Origin of the sequence: Streptomyces sp. M92 (genome assembly GCF_028473745.1) — a bacterium.
In the GTDB taxonomy this organism is placed as follows: Bacteria; Actinomycetota; Actinomycetes; order Streptomycetales; family Streptomycetaceae; genus Streptomyces.
The window spans coordinates 7,183,607-7,205,991 of sequence record NZ_CP101137.1 but is presented as its reverse complement, the minus strand read 5'-3'; the positions used below and the strand labels follow the sequence as shown (position 1 = coordinate 7,205,991).

At 73.7% G+C, this 22,385-nt stretch carries 25 protein-coding genes; 10 read left to right on the top strand and 15 right to left on the bottom strand.

Going from position 1 to position 22,385, the window contains the following annotated elements; all coding sequences use genetic code 11:
• Positions 1 to 51 precede the first annotated feature (51 nt).
• Together M6G08_RS33280 and M6G08_RS33275 are read left to right on the top strand one after the other, a co-directional pair.
• The gene (locus M6G08_RS33280) at positions 52 to 498 is read left to right on the top strand and encodes a MarR family winged helix-turn-helix transcriptional regulator (RefSeq protein ID WP_272590848.1); all 447 of its coding nucleotides are present in this window, start codon (positions 52 to 54) and stop codon (positions 496 to 498) included.
• A gap of 156 nt (positions 499 to 654) precedes the next feature.
• On the top strand, positions 655 to 1,518 hold the full coding sequence (locus tag M6G08_RS33275; protein ID WP_272590847.1) for an esterase/lipase family protein: 864 nt from the start codon (positions 655 to 657) through the stop codon (positions 1,516 to 1,518).
• A gap of 86 nt (positions 1,519 to 1,604) precedes the next feature.
• Here the strand turns inward: M6G08_RS33275 and M6G08_RS33270 are convergent, their stop codons facing one another.
• A complete protein-coding gene (locus tag M6G08_RS33270; protein WP_272590846.1) occupies positions 1,605 to 2,663 on the bottom strand; it encodes a lytic polysaccharide monooxygenase auxiliary activity family 9 protein in 1,059 nt (352 codons plus the stop codon).
• 177 nt (positions 2,664 to 2,840) lie between these two features.
• Here M6G08_RS33270 and M6G08_RS33265 point away from each other — a divergent pair, with 177 nt between their 5' ends.
• Positions 2,841 to 3,299: a GNAT family N-acetyltransferase gene (locus M6G08_RS33265; protein WP_272590845.1), complete on the top strand. Its 459-nt coding sequence runs from the start codon at positions 2,841 to 2,843 to the stop codon at positions 3,297 to 3,299.
• A 24-nt stretch (positions 3,300 to 3,323) separates the two neighbouring features.
• Here the strand turns inward: M6G08_RS33265 and M6G08_RS33260 are convergent, their stop codons facing one another.
• Entirely contained in the window at positions 3,324 to 3,458 is a 135-nt protein-coding gene (locus tag M6G08_RS33260) for a hypothetical protein (protein WP_272590844.1), read from the bottom strand.
• Between the two features lie 151 nt (positions 3,459 to 3,609).
• On the opposite strand from M6G08_RS33260, the gene M6G08_RS33255 reads away from it, so the two are divergent.
• On the top strand, positions 3,610 to 4,239 hold the full coding sequence (locus M6G08_RS33255; protein WP_272590843.1) for a class I SAM-dependent methyltransferase: 630 nt from the start codon (positions 3,610 to 3,612) through the stop codon (positions 4,237 to 4,239).
• A gap of 11 nt (positions 4,240 to 4,250) precedes the next feature.
• Here the strand turns inward: M6G08_RS33255 and M6G08_RS33250 are convergent, their stop codons facing one another.
• Both M6G08_RS33250 and M6G08_RS33245 read right to left on the bottom strand, forming a co-directional pair.
• Complete coding sequence (locus M6G08_RS33250) at positions 4,251 to 4,751, bottom strand: ribonuclease FAU-1 family protein (RefSeq protein ID WP_272590842.1); 501 nt, start codon at positions 4,749 to 4,751, stop codon at positions 4,251 to 4,253.
• Positions 4,732 to 5,661, bottom strand: a complete 930-nt coding sequence (locus M6G08_RS33245) for a GNAT family N-acetyltransferase (protein ID WP_272590841.1) — start codon at positions 5,659 to 5,661, stop codon at positions 4,732 to 4,734. The genes M6G08_RS33250 and M6G08_RS33245 overlap by 20 nt, the downstream gene beginning before the upstream one ends.
• A 78-nt stretch (positions 5,662 to 5,739) precedes the next feature.
• Between M6G08_RS33245 and M6G08_RS33240 the strand changes: the two genes are divergently transcribed.
• Complete coding sequence (locus M6G08_RS33240) at positions 5,740 to 6,108, top strand: GntR family transcriptional regulator (protein ID WP_272590840.1); 369 nt, start codon at positions 5,740 to 5,742, stop codon at positions 6,106 to 6,108.
• Positions 6,109 to 6,203: 95 nt separating this feature from the next.
• On the opposite strand, the gene M6G08_RS33235 is transcribed toward M6G08_RS33240, so the two are convergent.
• The 5 genes from M6G08_RS33235 to M6G08_RS33215 form a co-directional block, all read right to left on the bottom strand.
• On the bottom strand, positions 6,204 to 6,953 hold the full coding sequence (locus tag M6G08_RS33235; RefSeq protein ID WP_272590839.1) for a DUF72 domain-containing protein: 750 nt from the start codon (positions 6,951 to 6,953) through the stop codon (positions 6,204 to 6,206).
• Positions 6,954 to 6,986: 33 nt separating this feature from the next.
• Entirely contained in the window at positions 6,987 to 8,081 is a 1,095-nt protein-coding gene (locus M6G08_RS33230; protein WP_272590838.1) for a DUF5925 domain-containing protein, read from the bottom strand.
• 129 nt (positions 8,082 to 8,210) lie between these two features.
• On the bottom strand, positions 8,211 to 8,996 hold the full coding sequence (locus tag M6G08_RS33225) for a polysaccharide deacetylase family protein (RefSeq protein WP_272591499.1): 786 nt from the start codon (positions 8,994 to 8,996) through the stop codon (positions 8,211 to 8,213).
• A 34-nt stretch (positions 8,997 to 9,030) separates the two neighbouring features.
• Positions 9,031 to 10,050 (bottom strand): glycosyltransferase family 2 protein, encoded by a 1,020-nt coding sequence (locus tag M6G08_RS33220; protein ID WP_272590837.1) that lies wholly within the window; start codon positions 10,048 to 10,050, stop codon positions 9,031 to 9,033.
• On the bottom strand, positions 10,047 to 10,922 hold the full coding sequence (locus tag M6G08_RS33215; RefSeq protein WP_272590836.1) for a glycosyltransferase family 2 protein: 876 nt from the start codon (positions 10,920 to 10,922) through the stop codon (positions 10,047 to 10,049). Before M6G08_RS33215 ends, M6G08_RS33220 begins: the two co-directional genes overlap by 4 nt.
• A gap of 620 nt (positions 10,923 to 11,542) precedes the next feature.
• On the opposite strand from M6G08_RS33215, the gene M6G08_RS33210 reads away from it, so the two are divergent.
• The gene (locus M6G08_RS33210) at positions 11,543 to 12,349 is read left to right on the top strand and encodes an SGNH/GDSL hydrolase family protein (RefSeq protein ID WP_272590835.1); all 807 of its coding nucleotides are present in this window, start codon (positions 11,543 to 11,545) and stop codon (positions 12,347 to 12,349) included.
• A 12-nt stretch (positions 12,350 to 12,361) separates the two neighbouring features.
• On the opposite strand, the gene M6G08_RS33205 is transcribed toward M6G08_RS33210, so the two are convergent.
• Entirely contained in the window at positions 12,362 to 14,053 is a 1,692-nt protein-coding gene (locus M6G08_RS33205; RefSeq protein WP_272590834.1) for a serine/threonine-protein kinase, read from the bottom strand.
• A gap of 233 nt (positions 14,054 to 14,286) precedes the next feature.
• On the opposite strand from M6G08_RS33205, the gene M6G08_RS33200 reads away from it, so the two are divergent.
• The 3 genes from M6G08_RS33200 (at position 14,287) to M6G08_RS33190 (ending at position 16,023) form a co-directional block, all read left to right on the top strand.
• On the top strand, positions 14,287 to 14,829 hold the full coding sequence (locus M6G08_RS33200) for a sigma-70 family RNA polymerase sigma factor (RefSeq protein WP_272590833.1): 543 nt from the start codon (positions 14,287 to 14,289) through the stop codon (positions 14,827 to 14,829).
• A complete protein-coding gene (locus M6G08_RS33195; protein ID WP_272590832.1) occupies positions 14,826 to 15,638 on the top strand; it encodes an anti-sigma factor in 813 nt (270 codons plus the stop codon). The genes M6G08_RS33200 and M6G08_RS33195 overlap by 4 nt, the downstream gene beginning before the upstream one ends.
• 115 nt (positions 15,639 to 15,753) lie before the next feature.
• The gene (locus M6G08_RS33190) at positions 15,754 to 16,023 is read left to right on the top strand and encodes a hypothetical protein (protein WP_272590831.1); all 270 of its coding nucleotides are present in this window, start codon (positions 15,754 to 15,756) and stop codon (positions 16,021 to 16,023) included.
• Positions 16,024 to 16,277: 254 nt separating this feature from the next.
• On the opposite strand, the gene M6G08_RS33185 is transcribed toward M6G08_RS33190, so the two are convergent.
• Positions 16,278 to 17,072, bottom strand: coding sequence for an ABC transporter permease (locus M6G08_RS33185; protein WP_272590830.1), 795 nt, complete (start codon positions 17,070 to 17,072; stop codon positions 16,278 to 16,280).
• A complete protein-coding gene (locus tag M6G08_RS33180; RefSeq protein ID WP_272590829.1) occupies positions 17,069 to 18,016 on the bottom strand; it encodes an efflux ABC transporter ATPase subunit, DrrA-related in 948 nt (315 codons plus the stop codon). Before M6G08_RS33180 ends, M6G08_RS33185 begins: the two co-directional genes overlap by 4 nt.
• Before the next feature lie 63 nt (positions 18,017 to 18,079).
• On the opposite strand from M6G08_RS33180, the gene M6G08_RS33175 reads away from it, so the two are divergent.
• Positions 18,080 to 18,784, top strand: coding sequence for a TetR/AcrR family transcriptional regulator C-terminal domain-containing protein (locus tag M6G08_RS33175; protein WP_272590828.1), 705 nt, complete (start codon positions 18,080 to 18,082; stop codon positions 18,782 to 18,784).
• Positions 18,785 to 18,994: 210 nt separating this feature from the next.
• On the opposite strand, the gene M6G08_RS33170 is transcribed toward M6G08_RS33175, so the two are convergent.
• Genes M6G08_RS33170 through hmgA form a run of 3 tightly spaced genes read right to left on the bottom strand, consistent with a single transcriptional unit; the run spans position 18,995 to position 22,306 of the window.
• Positions 18,995 to 20,182 carry a type ISP restriction/modification enzyme gene (locus tag M6G08_RS33170; RefSeq protein ID WP_272590827.1) on the bottom strand — a complete coding sequence of 396 codons (1,188 nt, stop codon included), beginning with the start codon at positions 20,180 to 20,182 and terminating at the stop codon, positions 18,995 to 18,997.
• Positions 20,183 to 20,204: 22 nt separating this feature from the next.
• Positions 20,205 to 20,954 (bottom strand): GntR family transcriptional regulator, encoded by a 750-nt coding sequence (locus M6G08_RS33165; protein WP_272590826.1) that lies wholly within the window; start codon positions 20,952 to 20,954, stop codon positions 20,205 to 20,207.
• A gap of 26 nt (positions 20,955 to 20,980) precedes the next feature.
• Entirely contained in the window at positions 20,981 to 22,306 is a 1,326-nt protein-coding gene (gene hmgA / locus M6G08_RS33160; protein ID WP_272590825.1) for a homogentisate 1,2-dioxygenase, read from the bottom strand.
• Between the last annotated feature and the right edge of the window lie 79 nt (positions 22,307 to 22,385).

Sequence of the window (22,385 nt, the reverse complement as noted above, 5' to 3'; positions counted from 1 at the left end):
ACCAATGGTCAAGCTGCTTGACCAAAACGTCAAGGGTGTTTCAATGCCACCGTGCAGAACTCCGACGCCATGGCCCTGACCGCCGGCCTGCTCGCCGCGGCCGGCGGTCTCACGCAGCGCATCCACGAGGGTGTCGTCGCCCGCGGCTTCGAGGGGGTGCGCCCCGCGCACGGTTTCGCCTTCGCCCGGCTCGCCCCGGACGGTGCGACGGTCACCGACCTCGCCGCGCACCTGGGGATGACCAAGCAGGCCGCGAGCCAGCTGATCGAGGAGCTGGACCGCAGGGGGTTCGTCGAGCGCCGGCCGCACCCCGCCGACGCGCGCGCCCGGCTGGTCGTGCTGACCGAGGCGGGGTGGGCCTGTACGCGGGCCGCGGAGGAGGCGGCGGCGGAGGCCGTGGGTGCCTGGGTTGACGTGCTCGGTGAGGACGGGGTGCGTGCGCTGGCCGACGGTCTGCTGCGGGTGGCGCCGGGCGGACCGGTCCGGCCCGCCTGGTGACGCCGGCCGGACCGGTTAGCGCTGCAAGTTTTTACCGACGCGTAACTTCACACTTGTGCTACTCGCCCGTAACTTGACGAGTGAACAGCATCCCGTGATCCGGATCACAGGGCGTCCTGCCATCGAAACTCCCCTGCCCCGCAAGGAGATCACCCGATGCTGCCCTGGAGACGCGCGCTACGACCCCTGACCGCCCTGCTGCTGACCGCCGCGGTGGCCCTGGTCCCCGCCACCACCGCCCACGCCGCCGACGCACGCCCCAGCTCCGGCTGGAACGACTACTCCTGCAAGCCCTCCGCCGCGCACCCCCGCCCCGTCGTCCTGGTCCACGGCACCTTCGGGAACTCCGTCGACAACTGGCTGGGTCTCGCCCCCTACCTGAAGAACCGCGGCTACTGCGTCTTCTCCCTCGACTACGGCCAACTGCCCGGCGTCCCGTTCTTCCACGGGCTCGGCCCGGTCGACGAGTCGGCGCAGCAGCTCGCCGCCCACGTCGACGAGGTGCTCGCCGCCACCGGCGCGGCCGAGACCGACATCGTCGGCCACTCGCAGGGCGGCATGATGCCCCGGTACTACCTCAAGTTCCTCGGCGGCGCCGCCGAGGTGAACGCCCTGGTGGGGATCGCGCCCAGCAACCACGGCACCACACTGTCCGGCCTCACCAACCTGCTGCCGTACTTCCCCGGCGTCGGGGACCTGCTGAACGAGCACACCCCGGCCCTCGCCGACCAGGTCGCCGGCTCCGACCTCCTCGCCAAGCTCAACGAGGGCGGCGACACCGTCCCCGGCGTCCTCTACACCGTTCTCGCCACCCGGTACGACCAGGTGGTCACGCCGTACCGCAGCCAGTTCCTGGAGGGGCCCGGGGTGCGCAACGTCCTGCTGCAGGACCTGTGCCCCGTCGACCTGTCCGAGCACCTGGCGATCGGACTCTTCGACCGGATCGCCTTCCACGAAGTGGCGAACGCCCTGGACCCTGCGCACGCCACGCCCACCACCTGTGCCTCGGTCTTCGACTGACGGCTCACCCGGCCCACGCCGAACACCACGCGGGGCTCGTCCGGCCTGAGCCGCCGGACGAGCCCCGCGTCCCCCGTCGACCGGGGTCAGCCGCTGTGCCTGCCGCCGGCGGCCCGCCGGCGCACGGACGCGAACATCACGGCCGCGCCGACGGCCAGGGCGGCGGCGCCACCGACCGCGATGTAGGGGGTGGTGCTGTCCCCACCGGTCTCGGCGAGGTTCTCGGTGCCCGCGCCGGCGGCCTTGACCTCGTTGGGCCCACCGGCCGCGGCGGACTCGGAAGCCGCGTCCGAGGCCTCGTCCCCGGGGGCCGGGGAGGCAGGGTCGGTCGGGTCCGCCGTCGTCTCGGCGTCCTGGTCGCCGTGGCCGTGGTGCTCGATCGTCGACTTGTCGGCGGCGGCCGCGATCTGCTCCTCGGACGGAGCGGACGCCTCGGGGGCCGGAGCGGCGGCGTCCGCGGAGTCACCGGCCGCCGTGCCGTTGCCGCCGCTCCCGCCCGCTCCGCCGAAGGAGATGTCGGAGCAGGAGTAGAACGCCTCCGGGCTGTCCGAGCGCTGCCACACCGCGTACAGCAGGTGCTTGCCGGAACGCTCGGGCAGCTTGCCGGCGAAGGTGTAGAAACCGCCCGAGGCCGCCGGGTCGGTGGCCGTCGCCACCGGGGCGGACAGGTCCAGGTCGCCCCAGCCCAGCGGCTTGGACGGGTCGTAGCCGGGCTTGGTGACGTACACCTTGAAGGTGCCCTTGTGGGGGGCCGTCACGCGGTACTTGAAGGTGTACGAGCCGCTGCTCACGCTGGTCGCGGGCCAGTCGGCGCGGGCCAGGTCCATGCCCTTGAACGCCGGGTCGTTGGCGCTGCACAGCTTGCCGTCCGGGATCAGTTCCCGGTGCTTGCCGGCGGCGTTGCCGATGCGGATGCCGTTCCAGTCGTACAGCGCCTGGGTGCCGCCGGCCGCGACGGCAGCCTTGCACGCGGCCGACTTCGGGTTCTCGGGCCCCTCGGCGTGGCACTGCGACACCCGGCTGACCGGGTCGCCCATCGAACCGTGCGCCGACGCGGGAGCGGCGGCCAGGGTGGTCAGGGCGAGCGGGGCGAGGCCGGCGACGGCGACGGCGGCGACCCTGCGGGGCGCGGACGGTGCGGGCATGGGGAACTCCTCGAAACGGTCACTGGGGATGTGGAACTCGGGCCGGAACCCGTGGGGTTGATCAGCAAGCTAGCCCCAAGAAACCGTGAAATCGCCTGCTGGAGGCGGGTGATGGAGATCCTTATGGTCGCGTTAAGGGAGTGCTCAGGCTGGGCTGAGGTAGCTACCGTTCGCGGCATGGGAGAAGAGCGGATCCGGCAGGCGGTCACCGCGGACGTACCGGTGGTGAAGGCCGTCACCGACGCCGCCTACCGCCCCTACATCGAGCGCATCGGCGTGGTGCCGCAGCCCATGGAGGCGGACCACGCGGCGAACGTGGCCGCGGGCAAGGTGTTCGTCACCGGCGGACCCGGCACGGGCGTCGCGGGCCTCGTCGTCGTGGAGACGTACGCGGACCACCTGTTCCTCGACAGCATCGCCGTCCACCCCGACGCGCACGGCACGGGCGTGGGGCGGCGGCTGCTGCGGTTCGTGGACGCGCACGCGCGTGCGCTGGGCCTGCCCGAGGTCAGGCTCTACACCAACGCCATGATGTGGGAGAACCAGCGGATCTACCCGAAGTACGGGTACGAGGCCGTGGAGCGCCGGGTGGACGGGCCCTACGACCGCGTCCACTACCGCAAGCGGCTGCTCTGACGCGTCTCATCGCGACCGGTCCGGTCAGCTGTCCGGCCACCAGGTGCGCGCGATGTCCTCGCGGACCTCCGGGCGTCCCGAGGGACGCGTGTCCGCCTCCTCGCGGACACGGCGGGCGTCGGTCTTCTTCAGGGGCTTCTGCACGGTCAGACGGCGCATGGCTGCCTCCTTACGGATCCACCGGGTTCCGCGTTCTCACGGAGGTAGACCCTTTCCCCGAGACTTGCCCATCGATGCGTCCCTGTCAGTGGCGGTTGTCACGTTCCCGCGCCCCGACCGCGTTGTCAGTGCCGGGTGTCACCCTGGGCACATGGACAACGACGGTGACGGAGCGAGCGCGTTGAGTAGCACATGGGGCATCGACTGGGACGCACGGGCCGCCGACTTCGACGACGAGCCGGACCACGGCCTGCGGGACCCCGGCGTGCGCCGGGCCTGGGCCGCGCGGTTGAGATCCTGGCTGCCCGAGCGGCCCGGCGAACTCCTCGACCTGGGCTGCGGGACCGGCAGCCTGTCGCTCCTCGCGGCCGAGCAGGGACACCGCGTCACCGGTGTCGACCTGTCACCGGCCATGGTGGAGCGGGCCAGGACCAAACTCGCCGGTCGTGACGCGGTGTTTCTGACCGGTGACGCCGAGGCGCCCCCGGTGGGCGAGCAGCGCTTCGACGCCGTGCTCGTCCGGCACGTGCTGTGGACGCTGCCCGACCCCGGCCGGGCCCTGCGGCACTGGCGGGAGTTGCTGCGTCCGGGAGGCCGGCTGGTCCTCGTGGAGGGAGTGTGGGGGGCCGTCACCCCGGTCGGCATACCCGCCGACCGGCTCACCGCCCTCCTGGCCCCGCTCGCCGGGCGGATCCGCCTGGAGCGGCTGTCGGACGCCCCGGCACTGTGGGGCAGGGCGGTGGCGGACGAGCGGTACGCGGTGGTGGTGACACCCGGGTGAGCCGACAGAGGTCACGCCAGCAGGTCGGTGAAGTCCTCCCCGCGGGCCAGCCGCTCCAGTTCGTCCAGTGCGGCCACGGCGGCGGCGGCGGACTCGGGGTCGCGCTCCAGCAGGCCGCTCCGGGCGAACTCGTCCTCGTCGAGGCGCCGTACGTCCGTGCCGTCCGCGGAGCGCCACAGGTCGAGGTCGAGGTCCTCGACGACCAGCTCGATGCCGTCGAACACGGCGGGGCGGGCGATGTCGCAGTACCAGCCCTTCAGCGCCCCGGCCGCCGTCCGGACCTCCTTCACCGAGTACCACCGGTCACGCCAGTAGTGTTCGGTGAAGACGTCGCCGGCCTCGAAGCGCACGAAGCCGAAGTCGCGGACGCCCGCACCGGCCCAGGGGCAGCGGACGGCGAGACGGGTGCCGTCGTCGTGCAGCAGCACGCCCGTGTACCGGATCTTCGTACGGCCCGCCTTGACCAGGACGACGTCCACCTCCGCCACTGCCTCAGCCGAGTTCGCGGACATGGCGCACCTCCGTCCCGCAGACCTCGTACCCGAGCCACTTGTTGACGGCGAGCATCGGGCCGTTGTCCGTGTCGTTGCCGGTGAACGCCTCCGTGTACCCGGCGGCGCGGGCGCGGCGCAGCGAGTCGGTCTTGGTGAGCTTGGCCAGGCCCCGGCCGCGGTGCGCCCGGACCGTGCCGGTCATGGCGGTCGAATAGCGGGTGCCGCCGTCCGTGTGGGCCACGCTGAAGGCGGCGGGGCGGCCGTCGACGACCGCGACCGTGGTCAGCTCGCGGTTCAGCAGCGGGTGCCGCCAGGTCTCCGCGAGCCACGCTTCGTAGTCCGTGAACTCGACGGCGACGTCGCTCGGTTCGTCCGCCACCAGCTCCGCGTCCAGTTCGAACAAGGGGCGGGGATCGTCGGCGAAGTCGGCGGCGGTGCCGAGTTCGACGCCGGGTGGTGCGGCCGGTGGGTCCGGCAGGGCGGCGTTGGCCAGGTCCAGCCGGAGGAAGTGGGCGGCGCGTCGCCCCTGGTAGCCGTGCCGTTGGGCGAAGGCGAGGTTCGCGGGCTCGTCCAGCACCCACGCGAACAGCTTCGTCGCCCCCTCCGTGCCGAGGTACTCCTCGGACGTGCGCACCAGCAGCCCGCCGGCACCGCGGCGGACCCTGTCCGGACGGACGTAGACGTTGAGGTACGCCTGACCCGGCTCCGGACTGTCGTGGACCAGCCCGAGCTGCGCCGTGCCGATCGTCTCCCCGTCCTCCTCCACGACGAGGGACCGGCTCCGGGTCTGCGGGCGGGCGCGGACGAGATGGTGGACGACGGCCTCGGGCGTCCACAGGAGGTACGGCAGGGCGAGGTGCCGGACATGCGCGAAGGCGGCGACGTCGGCCGGATCGTCGGGACGCAGGTCGCGTACGAGTACGGTCATGTGGGCGCACGCTACGGCGGGAGGGCCGCCGGGTGCCTCCCATTTTCCGGGCCCCCGGGGGTACGGGACAATCGCCGGGTGACCTTGCAGATCCACATCGATGACGGCACCCCGCCCTACGAGCAGGTGCGGGCGCAGATCTCCGAACAGGCGCGGTCGGGGGCGCTGCCGGTCGGCTACCGGCTGCCGACCGTGCGCGGCCTGGCCGAGTCCCTCGGGCTCGCCGCGAACACGGTCGCCAAGGCGTACCGGGCGCTGGAAGGGGACGGGGTGATCGAGACGCGGGGGCGCAACGGGACGTTCGTCGCTGCCGCGGGGGCGGCGGCGGAGCGGGAGCTGGCCTCCGCGGCCCAGGGGTATGCCGAGCGGGCTCGGCGGCTCGGGGCGGGGGAGGAGGACGCGGTGGCCGCGGTGCGGGACGCGGTGCGGGCGGTCTATCGGGGGTGAGCGCCGTTGTGGTTTCGGCCGGTCGCCGGCTGTGGGTGCGTTGGGGCTGGTCGCGCGCACGCGGCGGAGCCGCACATGTCTCAGCCCCGTGCCCCTCAGGGCGTTCGGGTGACCGTCAGGTTTGACGCGCGGGCCAGTCTCGCGAAGAGCTGTGCGTCCCGGATCGCCGCACCGTTCGGGTCGTTGTTGAAGTACGCGTAGACGTCCTGCCGGGGCCAGGTGTCCCCGATACGCCGTACCCAGGTCGCCAGTGACCGGCGGCCGTAGCGCGGCCAGGCCGCCGCCCGGCCCTGGTGGAAGCGGACGTAGCCCCAGTCGGTGGTGCGCCACAGCGGGGTCACCGGGCGGGACAGGACGTCCGCCCAGCACAGGGCCGCGCCCCGGGAGAGCAGGACCTCCCGGACCTCGGGCGTCCACCAGGACTCGTGCCGGGGTTCCACCGCGACCCGCGTGCCGGGCGGGAAGCAGGCCAGGCAGGTGTCCAGGAGGGCCGGGTCGGCCCGCAGGGTCGGGGGCAGTTGCAGCAGGACCGGACCGAGGCGGTCGCCGAGGCCCGCCGCGTGGGTCATCAGGCGGTCGACGGGCTCCTCGGGTTCCCGCAGGCGCTTGATGTGGGTGAGGTAGCGGCTGGCCTTGACCGCGACCGTGAAGTCCGCCGGCAGCCGGTCCCGCCACGCCTCGAACGTCTCCCGGGACGGCAGCCGGTAGAAGGCGTTGTTGATCTCGACCGTGGCGAAGGCCGCCGCGTACCGCTCCAGCCACAGCCGTACGGGCAGACCGGGCGGGTAGAGCACGTCCCGCCAGTCCCGGTACTGCCAGCCCGACGTGCCGACGAACAGGGGCATATCCCCATCAAAGCAGCTACCGGATCGAGGCAGCTACAGGTAGAGCCCGGCCTCCGCGCCGTCCCGCGGTTCCGGCAGCGTCGTCGGTGAGGTGCCCCGGCGCAGCGCGTACAGCTCCGCCAGCGTGGCGCCCTCGCGGCCGATCCCCTCCTCGGTGCCGAGCCAGTTCACCGCCTCCCGTCGGGTCAGCGGTCCGACCTCGATGCGGGCCAGGCAGCGGCCGGGACGGACGACGGCGGGGTGCAGGCGTTCCAGGTCCTCGTTGGTCGTGACGCCGACCAGGACGTTGCGGCCCTGGCCCAGGAGTCCGTCCGTCAGGTTCAGCAGCCGGGAGAGGGCCTGCCCGGCGGTGTGCCTGGCCTCGCCGCGGATCAGCTCGTCGCAGTCCTCCAGCAGCAGCAGCCGCCAGCGGCCCTTGCCGGACGAGTCGTCCTCGCCGATCGCGATGTCCATCAGGTAGCCGACGTCGGAGAAGAGCCGCTCCGGGTCCAGGACGCAGTCGACCTGGCACCAGTCCCGCCAGGAGCGGGCGAGGGTGCGCAGCGCCGAGGTCTTGCCGGTGCCCGGCGGCCCGTGCAGGAGCAGCAGGCGGCCCGCGATGTCCTCGGGCGTCGTCTTCATCAGGCCGTCCATCGCGTCCGCGACCGGCGCCGTGTAGTTGGCCCGGACCTCCTCCCAGGTGCCCGCGGAGATCTGCCGGGTGGTGCGGTGCGGGCCGCGGCGCGGGGAGACGTACCAGAAGCCCATCGTCACGTTCTCCGGCTGGGGCTCGGGTTCGTCCGCCGCGCCGTCGGTCGCGTCGGCGAGTACCTGCTCGGCCAGGCCGGCGGAGGTCGCCGTCACCGTGACGTCGGCGCCCCGGTTCCAGCGCGAGACCAGCAGCGTCCAGCCGTCGCCCTCGGCCAGGATCGCGCTGCGGTCGTCGTCGCGGGCGGTCCGCAGCACGCGCGCGCCGGGCGGCAGCAGGGTCGCCCCGGACCGCACGCGGTCGATGTTCGCCGCGTGCGCGAAGGGCTGCTCGCCCGTCGCGAAACGGCCGAGGAACAGCGCGTCGACGACATCGGACGGGGAGTCGCTGTCGTCGACGTTGAGCCGGATCGGCAGGGCGTCGTGCGGGTTCACGGACATGCCGCCATGATCCGGCACCCGGCCGCCGCGTGCACCCGGTTTCCCGGGCGCACCCGGCCGCCGCGTGCACCCGGTTTCCCGGGCGCACCCGGCACGGGTGCGGTGCGCGAGGGCCGGTCGGCCGGCGGTTCAGGCGCCGGCCCCCGGCATCCGCTCGCGCAGCCGCCCCTGCACCCGCCGCGCCCGGCGGAGTACGGCGTACCCCTTGGTCAGGGCCCGGTCCCGCGCGAACGTGCGGGCGATCGCGCGGCCGTCGAGCAGCCGGGCGAACTCCTCCGTCCCCGTCGAGCGGCGCACGGTGACCCGGCGCAGGGCGTACGGCCCCTGCGCCCGGCGCGCCAGGCCGTTGCCGACGGCGAGCGCCTGCGCGTACCCCGTCTCGCGCACCGCCCGCCGCACCCGGCGGTCGGAGTAGCCGTACGGGTAGGCGAAGGAGGCGGGCACGGTGCCCAGCTGGTCGGCGACGATCTCCTTGCAGTGGATCAGCTCGAAGCGCAGCCGTTCCTCGTCGAGCTGGTCGAGCTGCGGGTGGGTGTGGCTGTGCCCGCCGATCTCCACGCCGGCGGCGGCCAGTTCACGTACCTGGCCCCAGTCGAGCATGGTGTCCAGGGCGCCCCCGGTGTCGTACGGACCGCGCAGCCAGCCGGTGGAGACGAACAGCGTGGCCGGGAAGCCGTGCTCGGCGAGGGCGGGCAGGGCGTGCCGGTGCACGCCCTCGTAGCCGTCGTCGAAGGTGATGAGGACCGGCCGCTTCGGCAGCGGACCTCCCAGGCGCCAGGCGGCGGCCAGCTCCGCCGTGCCGACCGGGGTGAGGCCCCGGTCGGCGATCGCCGCCATCTGCTCGGCGAACGCCCGCGGGGTCACCGACAGGGCGCGGGTCGCCTCGTCCGGGTCGTCCGCGACCGCGTGGTACATCAGGACCGGCACCCGCGCGTCCGTCCCGTACGTCTCAGCCACGCGCGGCCCCCTCGGCCGGCCCGACCGGCGCCACGGAGAAGGCGACCCCGCCCCGCCGCGCCCGTACGCTCCCCACCGCGTAGCCGCCCGCCGCGGTGAGCACCCCGGCGACGATCGCGCCCGCCCGGCCCGCGCCGCCCGGCCGGGCCAGCACGGCGTCGCGCAGCCCGCGCACCACACCGGCGGGCAGCACCCGGGTGGCGTACCGGCGTTCGGACTCCAGGCCCTTGTCCGCGCCGACACTGCGGGCCACCAGGGCCTTGGACAGACCCTCGGCGTAGGCGCGGGTGCGGAAGTAGGCGAAGTGCTCGCGGACCTCGGGCACCCGGTGGTGGATCACCGCGCGGTCGTCGATCAGCAGCACGGCGTCGGGACGGGCGCGGGTGAGCCGGATGCACAGCTCGGTCTCCTCGCAGCCCAGCGGGCGTTTGTCGCCGTCGCGTCCGATGCCGGTGGCGAAGCCGCCCGCCGCGTCGAACGCCTCCCGTCGGAAGGAGGCGTTGCCGCCGAGCACGTTGCGCACCCGGACCCGGCCGGGCGGCAGCCCCCGGTACGTGCAGCCCACCACCCAGTCGAACTCCTCCGGGAACCAGACCGGCCGGCGCCCCGACGCCCAGACCGGCACCGTGCGCCCGCCGACGGCGACCACCGCCGGATCGGCGTATCCCTCGGCGAAATGCCGCAGCCAGTCCCGTTCGGCCACGGCGTCGTCGTCGAGGAAGGCGATCACCTCGCCGCGCGAGGCGGCGATCCCGGTGTTGCGGCCGGCGGACAGCCCGCGGGGGCCCGCGTTGGCGAGCACCCGCACGTCCTGCCCGTCCGGGCTCTCCCCGTACTCCTTCAGCAGCCGTTCCCGCAGCGTCTCGTTGTGGTCGACGACCAGCAGCGTCTCGAGCGCCGGGTGGGACTGCGCCCGCACCGAGGAGACCGCCGCGAGGATGTCCTCCCAGCGGTCCTCGGTGTAGACGCAGATCACGACGGAGATCGTGAGAGGGGCGTCGGTACCACTCAAGACGCCTTCCTCCGGACCGGGACGACCGGGGCGACGGGGGCCGCGGGGGTGGCGGGACCGGCCGAGGCGAGCGTCGGCGCGTGCGTACGGCCGCGCAGCGCACGCCGGTTGGACCGCTCGTCGAGGATCACCCTGAGCACCCGCAGCCCGTCCCGCACGGCGCGCAGGTTGCTGACGCCGTGGATGCGCAGGTACTCGTGGCTGGGTATCTCCTGCACCTTGAGCCCCGCCTTGACGACCCGGATGTTCATCAGGGTCTCCACCTCGAAGCCGGTGCAGTCGAGGTCGATCTTGTCCAGGCAGTGCCGCCAGAACGCGTTGTAGCCGTAGCAGAGGTCGGTGTAGCGGGCGCCGAACTTCCGGTTGACGACCGCGCACAGGGCGCGGTTGCCGAGCTTGCGGATGAAGGTCATGTCGTCGGTGCCGCCACCGTTGGCGAAGCGGGAGCCCTTGGCGAAGTCGGCGCCGGAGACCAGCGCGGAGACGTACGACACGATCTCCTGGCCGTCGGCCGAGCCGTCGGCGTCGACCATCACGATGATGTCGCCGGTGCACGCCTCGAAGCCGGTGATCAGCGCGTCCCCCTTGCCCTTGCCGCGCTGCTCGACCACCTTGACGTCCGGCCACAGCTCCCGGGCGACCCGCACGGTGTCGTCGGTGGAGTTGCCGTCCACGAGGACCACCTCGTGGATCCAGTCGGGCAGCGTCTTGAAGACGTAGGGAAGGTTCTCCGCCTCGTTCATCGCGGGTATCACGACGCTCACCGGCGGCGCTATCGCCAGGTGCGAGGAGACGGGCCGGTACTTCTCGGCGGGAGACGGGTCGGACGACGGGTCGTTGCCCGTCGACGCCGGCTGCAGAACTGAGCTCATGAGTCTGGTCCCTCTCGTCCGGCGGACCGCCCGCCCCAGGGGCGGTCCGGCTCTGTATCCGGTTCGAAAGGGGGGTTCTCACCCACGGCGCGACGGGACGGATCTCCGTGCGTGCCAGGTGAGCTGGCAAAGCCTGTCGGCGCCGCGAGAAAAACGACGGCCGACCGCGCGGCACGGCCCGGTCACCGGTGCGGTCACCGAGCACGGCACCCCCCTACCGCGCGTCCCGCCCCGGTCCGCCGCGGCCTCGAGCCCTCCCCTGAGCCGCTTGCCGACGTACCGACGCGGGAGATGTATGACGGTATTGACGATTGAACCCGTATGGCAAGACCTGGAACCAGGTCTCACGTTTTTGTTGGTTTGCCGTCATCCGTTCTTCTTGCGGGGCGTTTTCCCGCGGCCCGGGTCTCCCTGACCGTTCCGCTTTGCCCCCCGAAGCCCAAGATGCCGGGCCTCAATGTGACCCAGCTCTCGGGAGGCCGTCAAGACGGCACTGGTGTTCCCGCCGGTTCTCGTCCGATTTTGAACGACCGTCAGCCATTTTTTGGCATGGACACTTCCTGTCAACACGCGTAGCTGCTACCACGGTTGACGGCAGAGACCCTGCTAAAGGAGGTTCCATGAGACGTTCCCGACTTGTCGGCATCCTGAGTTCACTCCTCCTCGCCGCCGGTACCGCCCTCACCGGGGCCGCGACCGCCGAGGCCGCCCAACACGCCGCCGCCGAGGGCTATGTGGCGCTCGGCGACTCCTACGCCTCCGGTGTGGGAGCGGGCAGCTACATCGGCTCCAGCGGCGACTGCAAGCGCAGCACCAAGGCCCACCCCTACCTCTGGGCGGCCGCCAACACACCCTCCAGCTTCGACTTCACCGCCTGCTCCGGCGCCCGAACGGGTGATGTCCTCGCCGGACAGCTCGGCCCGCTCAGCACCACCACCGGCCTGGTCTCGATCAGCGTCGGCGGCAACGACGCCGGCTTCGGTGACGTCATGACGGCCTGCGTCCTCCAGTCCGACAGCTCCTGCCTGTCCCGGATCGCCACCGCGAAGGCGTACGTCGACTCGACGCTCCCCGGCAACCTCGACAACGTCTACTCCGCGATCCGCGACCGGGCCCCCAACGCCCACGTGGTCGTCATCGGCTACCCGCGCTTCTACCGGCTCGGCACCTCCTGCATCGGCCTCTCCGAGACCAAGCGGAAGGCGATCAACGACGCCGCGGACCACCTCAACACCGCGATCGCCAAGCGTGCCGCCGACCACGGCTTCACCTTCGGCGACGTACGGCCCACCTTCACCGGCCACGAGATCTGCTCCGGCAGCTCCTGGCTGCACAGCGTGAACTGGCTCAACATCGGCGAGTCCTACCACCCGACCGCGGCCGGTCAGTCCGGCGGCTACCTGCCGGTCCTCAACGGCGCCGCCTGATCCGGCGGCCCCTCACGGGCCGCCCCGAGCGGAAGCAGACGGAGAAGAGGAGGAAGAGGAAGAGGGGGAGGCCCCGCCCGTCGGGGTCTCCGTCCCGGGCTCCGTCTCCGCCGCGCACGTCACGGAGAACGCCACCGCGTTCGACGTCGCCTCCACCGGTTCCCGCACCTCCACCCGGACCGCGCCCTCGAACGCGCCGCTCGCCCCGTCCGTCGTCACGACGACCGTGTCCTGCCGCGAGCGTTCACCGCCCGCCGGGAACGACAGCGTCCGCCAGCCGGGATCGGAGACCGACCCGTCCTCGGTCACCCAGCGGTAGCCCACCTGTGCGGGCAGCCGCTCCACCGTGAACGTCGCCGTGAAGGCGGGCGCCCGGTCGTGCGGCGGCGGACAGCTCCCCTCGTACTCGGTGTGCGCGCCGGCCACGGACACCCGCACCGACTGGGGCGGCGGACTGCTGCGCCGGCTGTGACTCGCGGAGGAGGCCGGCGCAGTCGGCTCCGTACCGCTCTCGGCCGGGCTCGGCGCGAGCGTGCTCGCCCCCGGTCCCGGGCTCCCGCCCGACCCCTCGGTTCCGCCACCGCCGCCGGACCGGTCGAGCAGCGCGTACGTCAGTCCGGCCAGTGCCAGCACCAGCACGGCCAGCCCCAGGACCAGCACGGCCCGCGCCCGCCGGTCCCGGCCGCCCGGCCCGGCGGGCGCGGTCCCCGCCGTGTCCGGCGTCGTCGAAGGCAGGGGCGCCCGGGGGGTCGACGCCGCCCCCGGTTCCGGGAAGGCCGCGACCGTCGGGGCGTACGCGCCGGCCGGCACCGCGCCCGTCCGGGTGTCGCCCGCCCCGCCGACGGCGCCTCCGGCGGCCACCGTCCGCAGGTCCCGTTCGGCCCGTTCGGCGGGGAGCCGCTCGGCCGGGTCCTTGCGCAGCAGGCCCTCGATGACGGGCGTGAGCGGACCGGCCCGGTGCGGCGGCGGCAACTCCTCGTCGACGACGGCCCGCAGGGTGCTCAGCGGGGTGTCCTGGCGGAACGGCGAGGCGCCCTCGACCGCCGCGTACAGCAGCACGCCCAGTGACCAGAGGTCGGACTCCGGGCCGGGCGTGCGCCCCAGGGCCCGTTCGGGTGCCAGGAACTCGGGCGAGCCGACGACCTCGCCGGTCATGGTCAGCGCGGAGCTGCCCTCGACCATGGCGATCCCGAAGTCGGTGAGCACCACCCGGCCGTCGTTCGCCAGCAGCACGTTGGCCGGCTTCACGTCCCGGTGCAGCACCCCCGCCGCGTGCGCGGTCCGCAGCGCGGCCAGCACCTCGGCCCCGACGGCCGCCGCGCGGTGCGGCTCCAGCGGGCCCTGGGCCTCCAGCCGGTCGGCCAGGGACAGCCCGCGCACCAGCTCCATCACGATCCAGGGACGGCCGCCGTCGGTGGCCACGTCGTACACCGTGACCACGTTGTGGTGGGCCACCCGGGCGGCGGCCCACGCCTCCCGCTCCAGCCGGGCGTACATCCGCCGCACGTCGGACTCCGGCAGCCCGGCCGGGGCCCGCACCTCCTTGACGGCGACCTCGCGGTGCAGCACCTCGTCGCGGGCGCGCCACACCGTGCCCATCCCGCCCTCGCCGAGGGGGGACAGGAGGCGGTAGCGACCGGCGATCACGCGCTCACTGCCGGGTTCCTGGGACACCGGCGCCCCCTCGAAGTCTCGCGCGGACATTCCGGGAACGGGCCCGTCGTTCTCCCGTATTCACCCCAAAAGTAGCTCAGTCGAGGGTCGATGCGGTCCCCTGAACACCGATCCGGTCCCGAGGACGAGGACGTACCGCTCCGAGTGCGCGGCCGACCCGCGTTTTCGGCCCGCCGATCCGTAACTCCAGCCGGAGGGCGCGCCGTCGCGCGCCCGGCGGTGACGTCGACGGGCCGGTGCGGCCCGCGGAGAGGGGGACGCCGGTGGAGGCGGACGAGCTGCTGACGCTCGTGGCGGACGGCGACCAGAAGGCCTTCGAGGACCTGTACGGGCTGGTCTCCGGCCCGGTGTTCGGACTCGTACGGCGCGTGGTGCGCGACCCCGCCCAGTCCGAGGAGGTGGCGCAGGAGGTGCTGCTGGAACTGTGGCGGTCCGCCGCGCGGTTCGACCCGCGCCGGGGGAGCGCCCTGTCCTGGATCCTCACCGTCGCCCACCGCCGCGCCGTCGACCGGGTGCGCAGCGCCCGCGCGGCCGGCGAACGCGAGCGGCGCGAGGCCCGGCGCGCCCACCACCCCGCCTTCGACCAGGTCGCGGAGGAGGTCGAGGCGGGCCTCGAACGCGAGTGGGTACGCCGCTGCCTGGACCGCCTGACCGCCCTCCAGCGCCAGTCCGTCACCCTCGCCTACTACGACGGCTACACCTACCGGGAGGTCGCCGAGCGCCTCTCCCTGCCCCTGGGCACGGTGAAGACCCGGATGAGAGACGGACTGGGCCGCCTGCGCGACTGCCTGGGGGGTGCCGCATGAACCGCTTCGGCCGGCGGCCGCGCCGCGGCGGCCTCCACTCGCTCGCCGCCCCCTACGCCCTGGACGCCCTGGAAGGCGCCGAACGGGTCCGGTTCGAGAGGCACCTGGAGGCCTGCGACCGCTGCGCCGCCGAGGTCAGGGCGTTGTCCGAGGACGCCGTCCGGCTGGCCTGGTCCACGGCCGTACCGGCCCCGGCCGCCCTGCGCGACCGCGTCCTGGCCGCCGTACGCACCACCGCGCAGGAGCCCGCGCCCGGACGCGGGCCCGTCCGCCGGCCGCCGTCCCACGTCCGGGGAGGCGGGTCGGCGCCGGAGCGTTCCCGTCCGCCCCGGCCGCGTCCCCTGTCGGTGCCCTTCGCCACGGTGACGGCCGCCGCGGCGCTCGTGGTCGCCGCGCTCTTCGCCGTGCAGGCGGACCGGACGCGGGGCGAACTGGACACCGCGCGGGACCGGGCACGTGAGATCGCCCACGTTCTCGCCGCTCCGGACGCCCGCGCGACCGGCGGGGAGGACGACCGCGGGCGCAGTGTCGGAGTGGTGGCTTCCGCATCCGAGGGGCGCGCGGTCGTCACCCTGAGCGGATACGGCGAGCCGTCCGGTGGCCGCGTGCACCAGCTCTGGCTCGTGCGCCCCGGCGCACAGCCGCGCTCCCTGGGGCTCCCCGACGACGACACGCCCCTGGTCGCCTCCGGCCTGGACCGGTCGGCCACATCACTCGCGGTGACCGTCGAACCCGGCGGGGGCTCGGACCGGCCGACGAGCAGGCCGGTCGCCCAACTCACCCTGGAATCTGTCGGATTCGGAGAGTAATCGTCAACCCCCTTACGGGGAAGGTGAATCCTGTGACCGCGATACACGCATGCCGTACCGGGGCGATAGGGTTACCCTGCCCGGGCCGGGTGGACTCGTACGGGTGGGGAGTGACATGGATCAGATAACAGTGCGCAGCAGGGCCAGGGTCCCTGCGATCACCTGCGGCAGCAGCGCGACCAGCTCGCGCCTCGACCGCCATCTCGCGGTGCTCGGAGGGCCTGCCCTCCCGCAGCGGGAGACGGTGGAGGCGACGTCGCTGATGCGTGAGCTGACCGCGCGTGAGCCCGCGCACAAGCGCAGCAACCGCGGCGCCAGGGTGCGCCGGGTCTCGCTGTTCGCGCCACTGCGCCGACTGCGCCGTTCGCTGTTCGGCGGCAGCTGAGGCCCCGCGCTCCGGCGGTCACACCGTCCCGGCGCGGCGCCGCGCACACGCCCGTCATCCCCACGGCACGCAGCGGCCCCTCGGTGTGACCCCGGCGCGGGTGCCACCCGTACGTCCGGCTCCTCTTCGTCACGCCCGTCCGTACGTTCGTCTCCTCCGTACGTCAGCGTTTCCGCGGCGTCCCCACGCCGGCCGCTCCCGCACGCCCGTCCCGCCGTGTCCCCGCCCGGCGGTGACGACGCCCACCGGCCCGCTCAGCCCTCCCCGCGCGCGTAGCGGCGTACGGCGAGCGGGACGAACACCGCCAGCAGGACCGCGCACCAGGCCAGCGACCCGGCGACGGGATGGGCCACCGGCCAGGCGGCCCCCTCCGGCACCGGCGCGTTGCCGAACAGGTCCCGCAACGCCGTGGTCACGGCGCTGATCGGATTCCACTCGGCGACCGTGCGCAGCCAGCCCGGCAGGCCCTCGGCCGGAATGTACGCGTTGGACAGCAGCGGCAGGATGAAGGTCGCGCCGCCCAGTTGGCCGGCGGCCTCCTCGTCGCGGGTGAGCAGGCCCAGGAAGACGCCGATCCACGTCGTCGCGAACCGGAACAGCAGCAACAGCCCCACGGCGCCCGCCGCGCCGAGCGCGCTGCCCTCCATCCGCCAGCCCACGGCCAGCCCGGCCAGCAGGAAGGGCACCATGCCGGCGGCGGTGACGAGCAGATCGGCGACCGCCTGTCCCAGCGGCACCGCCGCCCGGCTCACGGGGAGCGTCCGCAGCCGGTCCGTCACGCCCCGGTGGGTGTCCTGGGCGGCCTGGAACATGCCCGTCATCAGGCCGTTCGCGGCCGTCGCGACCAGCAGGCCGGGCACCAGGAAGGCCCGGTACTCCTCGCCCGGCATCGCCAGCGCGCTGCCGAAGACGTAGCCGAAGAACAGCAGCATCGTCACCGGCATGGTCTGGGTGAGGATCAGCAGGCCCGGGTTGTTCCGCAGCCGCCTCAGCTGCCGGCCCAGCATCGCGGTGCCGTCGTGGGCCAGGTCGTACGCCACGGTGCTCATGCCGCAAGCTCCTCGTTCTGGCCGGTCAGGCGGAGGAAGACGTCGTCGAGGGTCGGCGGGCGCAGACTCGCGTCCAGCAGGGGGACGCCCGCCGCGTCCAGCTCGCGCACCAGACGCGGCAGGGTCAGCGTCGGGTCGGTGCTGACCGCGCCCACCGTGCGCCGGTCGGGGTCGAGCGCCGGCTCCGCTCCCGTGAGCCAGTCGAGGACCGCCGCCGCCCGCGCCATGGAGGCCGCGTCCGCGACGACGGCCTCCGCGTACGCCCCCACCAGCGCCTTGAGCTCGGCCGGGGAGCCGGTGTGGGCGACCCGGCCCCGGTCCACCAGGGCGATGTCGTCGGCGAGACGGTCGGCCTCCTCCAGGTACTGCGTGGTGAGCAGCACGGTCGTGCCCTCCTCCTTCAGGGCGCGCACGGCGTCCCAGATCTGATTGCGGCTGGCCGGATCGAGCCCCGTCGTCGGCTCGTCCAGGAACAGCACCTCAGGGCGGCGCACCAGGCTCGCGGCCAGGTCGAGACGGCGTCGCATGCCGCCGGAGAGGGTGGCGGCGGGACGGTCGGCGGCCTGTGCCAGCCCGAAGCGGCCGAGCAGCTCCTCCACCCGCGCCGACGCGTCCCGCAACCGGTGCAGCCGGGCGAACAGCCGCAGGTTCTGGCGGCCGGTGAGGTCCCCGTCGACCGACGCGTACTGCCCGGTGACGCCGATCCGGCGCCGGACGGCGGCGGCCTCGCGCACCAGGTCCTGGCCGGCGATCCGCGCACTGCCCGCGTCCGGCCGCAGCAGCGTGGTCAGCAGGCGCACCGCCGTCGTCTTGCCCGCCCCGTTCGGCCCGAGCAGCCCGCACACGGTCCCCTCGGCCACCGCCAGATCCAGGCCCCGCAACGCGCGCACTTCACCGAAGCGCTTCTCCAGACCCTCACTAAGTACAGCGTACGTAGTAGTCATGAGGTGACCATAACGCACTACGTACGCCGTACGTAACTAGGATGGTGGCCGAGGTGATGATCCATGGCGGGCCGAGCGGCCGTACCCGAAGTGATCTGGGCGCGCCCCGAGCGCACCGGCCGGGGGCCGAGACCGGCGTACACCCGCGCCGACATCGCCGCCGCCGCGGTGCGGATCGCCGACGCGGAGGGGCTCGACGCGGTCTCGATGCGCCGCGTCGCCGCCGAGCTGGGCTGCGGCACCATGTCGCTCTACAACTACGTCCCCCGCAAGGAGGACCTGTACGAGCTGATGATGGACGCCGCCAGCGCCGAGCACGAGCTGTGGGAGCCGAGCGGCGACTGGCGCGCCGACATGCTGCGGATGGCCCACCAGACCCGGGCTCTGATGCACCGCCACACCTGGCTGACCCGCCTGATGTCGCCCGTCTACGGCTTCAGCCCCCACGCCCTGCGCTACCTGGAGCACTGCCTCGCCTGCCTCGACCCCTTCGACGCGCCCTACGGGACGAAGATGGAGCTGGTCGCGATGGTGAACGGCGTCGTGACGACATACGTCACCAACGAGCTCGCCACCGCCGAGCGCACCCGCTCGCTGCCGTGGTCCGAGGAGCAGGAGAACGCGGTGCGCATCGCCTACCTGGGCGCCCAGCTGGCCGGCGGCGCCTACCCGCGGCTGGCGGCGTCCTTCGCCGAGGACGCCGGGCCCATCGACCTGGAGGCGGTCTTCGAGCGGGCGCTGACGCGGGTGCTGGACGGGTTCGCCTGAGCGGGGCGGCCCGTGGGCCACGGCGGGCCTGAGCGACCGGGGGCCGGGGGCGTCCGAGCGCCGGGGCCGGGGTCGCCCAGGCGTCGGAGCACCGGGGGCCGCCCGGGTGTCGGCGCGCCTGCGTGTCCGGTGAGCGCCGGGGGCGGGGCGTTCGGCCGCCGGAGGGCCGGGGCGTCCGAGCGTCAGGGGTGCCGCGGGGTGTTGGGCGGTCTACAGCAGCGCCAACTGGCCCTCCGGCCCCTCCTCCTGCCCGTCCAGCACGGACGCGGGCCGGCGGGCCGCCGCGGGGACCGGCAGGACGCCCGCCTCACGCAGCTCGGACGCGGTGATGCGGGCCGTAACCTCCAGCTCTCCGCAGCGCGGGCGCACCTCGGCGAGCAGCGCGAGGACCGTGACCAGCTCCAGCAGCTCCGACGTCCAGGTCTGCGGCCAGGCCGCCGGGCGGACCGCCTCCAGCGTGCCCGGCTCGCCCTCCGCGGTGCGGGCCGCGAACCACTGCTCCAGCACCCGGACCCCGCCCGCCTCGAAGTCCCAGGCGCCGGGCGGCACGGGGGAGACGCGGCCCTCGTCCAGGTACAGGGCCTCCGCGTCCCGGTCGTAGCGCAGCGTCCGCGGGCGCGCGGGCAGCGGGGCGCGGACGTAGGGGCGGCGGCCGCCGGGCAGCTTGGGGCGTTCGCCGTCGCGGCGCATCAGCCACAGGACGCGCCGGCCCAGCTCCACCCCGCGCTCCCACAGCGCCGGGTCCGCGGTGAGCGGAACGCGGGAGTCCGCCCGTACCGTCGCCACCGCCCACGCCAGGACGTCCGGCGGCTCGGGACGCCGGCCGAGGCGGGCGCCCAGGTGGTCGAGGAGGCCGGGCGCCAGGTTCGGCTCCGTCCCGCCGGGGCGGCGGAACAGCGGGCGGACGCGGGCGGGGCCGAACAGCGGCAGCCGGGAGGTCGCGAGGAGCGGCGGGGGGCCCGGGGTGCCGGGGGTGCCGGAGGGGTCTGGGGCGCCGGGGGTCGCCACGACGAACACCTGCCGCTCGTCCGCCACCCGCCACAGCTCCGGGCGGGCCGCGTCGATCAGCCGCTGGTCCGGGATCAGCCACTGCTCGTCGAAGGGCGCGCGCAGCACCCGGACCGGTTCCGGACACGGTCCCGAGGCGCGCAGCAGCTTCTCCGTGCCGCCGGACGTGCCCGGCAGCCGCCCGACCGCCGTGTGCAGCGTGCGGGAGCGCGTCGGTTCGAACAGGGCCTCGCGGCCGGGGCCCCGGGCCTTCACCAGGGCCTCCCAGCGGGCCTTCAGGGATGCCGCGTCGGGGGCCGCCGGCCACCCCCGGCCGAGTCGCGGCGGTGCGACGGACCACGGCATGAGGTCCGCCAGCGGCGGGGCGTCGTCGTGCGTCACGCCGGGCATCGTACGACGGGGCGCCACACCCTCACGTGGCGTCCAGGGTGACCGTGAAGGAGAAGCGGTCGCCCCGGTAGTGGATGACCGCCACGTCCAGCACCCGGCCCGCCGTGTCGTACGTGATGCCGGTGTAGTGCAGGATCGGGCTGAGCAGCGGCACTTCGAGCAGCCGGGCCGTCTCCGGGTCGGCGAGCCGGGCCTGGACGGTGTCCGTGATCCGGCTGATGTCCACGCCCAGCACGTCCCGCAGCACCTTGGTCATCGGCCGGCGGACGAGGTCGTCGGGGTCGATGCGGGCGGCCAGTTCGGGCCGGACGTAGTTGCGGGCGTGGTTGGTGGGCTCGCCGGTCTGCTCGTCGCAGCGCAGCCGGTGGTACGTCCCCACCCGGGGCGACTCCGGGAAGTACTCGGCGACTTCGGGCGGCACGGGACCGGTGCCGTGGTCCAGCAGCTCGGCCTTCATGCCGGACTGCTGGGCCACGATCGCGTCCACCGATCCCAGCAGCCGCACCGGCGCGCCCCGCCTGACGTCCGGCTCGATGAACGTGCCGCGCCGCCGGTGGCGGGTGATCAGTCCCTCGTCCTCCAGCTCCTTCAGCGCCTGCCGCATGGTCAGCACGCTCACCCCGTAGTGTCCGGCCAGCTGCTCCTCCGTGGGCAGGCGCAGCGGGTCCCGGGGCGAGCGGCCCAGTATCGAGGCGCGCAGCGACTGCGACACCTGATACCAGAGCGGCAGCTTGCGGTTCAGGACGATGGAGTCCGGGGCGAAGGAGGTCACGGGCCATCCGTACCGGTAGTGAATCCTCAGTGCAAGGGGCGGAAGTGACGCTCCAGGCCCTGCCAGACGTCGTCGTAGCGCCGCTGCAGGTGCTCGGCGCGGGCCGCCTGGGGCGTGAGCGTCACCGGCCAGCGCGTCTCGAACATGAACGCCAGCCCGTCGTCGATCCGCTGCGGCTTCAGCTCGGCGGCGCTCGCCCGGTCGAAGGTCTCCCGGTCCGGGCCGTGCGCCGACATCATGTTGTGCAGCGAGCCGCCGCCCGGCACAAAGCCACCTGAACCGGCAGCCTTCGCGTCGTAGGCGCCCTCGATCAGGCCCATGTACTCGCTCATCACGTTCCGGTGGAAGTACGGCGGCCGGAAGGTGTCCTCGCCCACCAGCCAGCGCGGCGCGAACACCACGAAGTCGACGCCCGCGAGGCCCGGGGTGTCCGAGGGGGAGGTGAGCACCGTGAAGATCGACGGGTCCGGGTGGTCGTACGAGATGGTGCCGATGACGTTGAAACGGCGCAGGTCGTAGACGTACGGCACGTGGTTGCCGTGCCAGGCGACCACGTCGAGCGGGGAGTGGCCGTAGGTGGCGGTCCAGAGGTTGCCGCAGAACTTGTTGACCACCTCCACCGGCCCCTCGACGTCCTCGTAGGCGGCGACCGGCGCCATGAAGTCCCGGGCGTTGGCGAGCCCGTTGGCGCCGATCGGGCCGAGGTCGGGGAGCTGGAAGGGGGCGCCGTAGTTCTCGCAGACGTAGCCGCGGGCGTCGGCGTCGAGCAGCTCCACGCGGAAACGGACCCCGCGCGGGACCAGCGCCACATGACCGGGCTCGGCGTGCAGCAGCCCGAACTCGGTGCGCAGCAGCAGGCCGCCGCGCTCCGGGACGATCAGCAGCTCGCCGTCGGCGTCGCTGAAGACCCGCTCCATGGACGACGTGGCGTGGTAGAGGTGCACGGCCATGCCGGTGCGCTGCGTCGCGTCGCCGTTGCCGCCCAGCGTCCACAGGCCCGCGAGGAAGTCGGTGCCGGCCTCGGGCTCGGGCAGCGGGTCCCACCGCAGCCGGTTCGGGTCCGGCACCGCCTGGTTGAAGGGGGCGGTGCGGACCGCGCCGTTGCCCGCGCGGGTGAACGCCGGGTGGGCGGCCGACGGGCGGATCCGGTACAGCCACGAGCGGCGGTTGTGCGCCCTCGGCTCGGTGAACGCCGTGCCGCTCAGCTGCTCCGCGTACAGCCCGAGCGGGGCCCGCTGCGGCGAGTTCCGGCCTTCGGGCAGCGCGCCCGGAACCGCCTCCGAGCTGTGCTCGTTGCCGAAGCCGGACAGGTAGGCCAGCCCCTCCGCGGTCTTCCGCGCGTCCCCACTCATCGATCGCTCCCTCGCAACCCGTGTCCCACCCGATTCCTATGGGACACCGTAGGATTGCGGTTTCCCGGGCGCAAGAGGT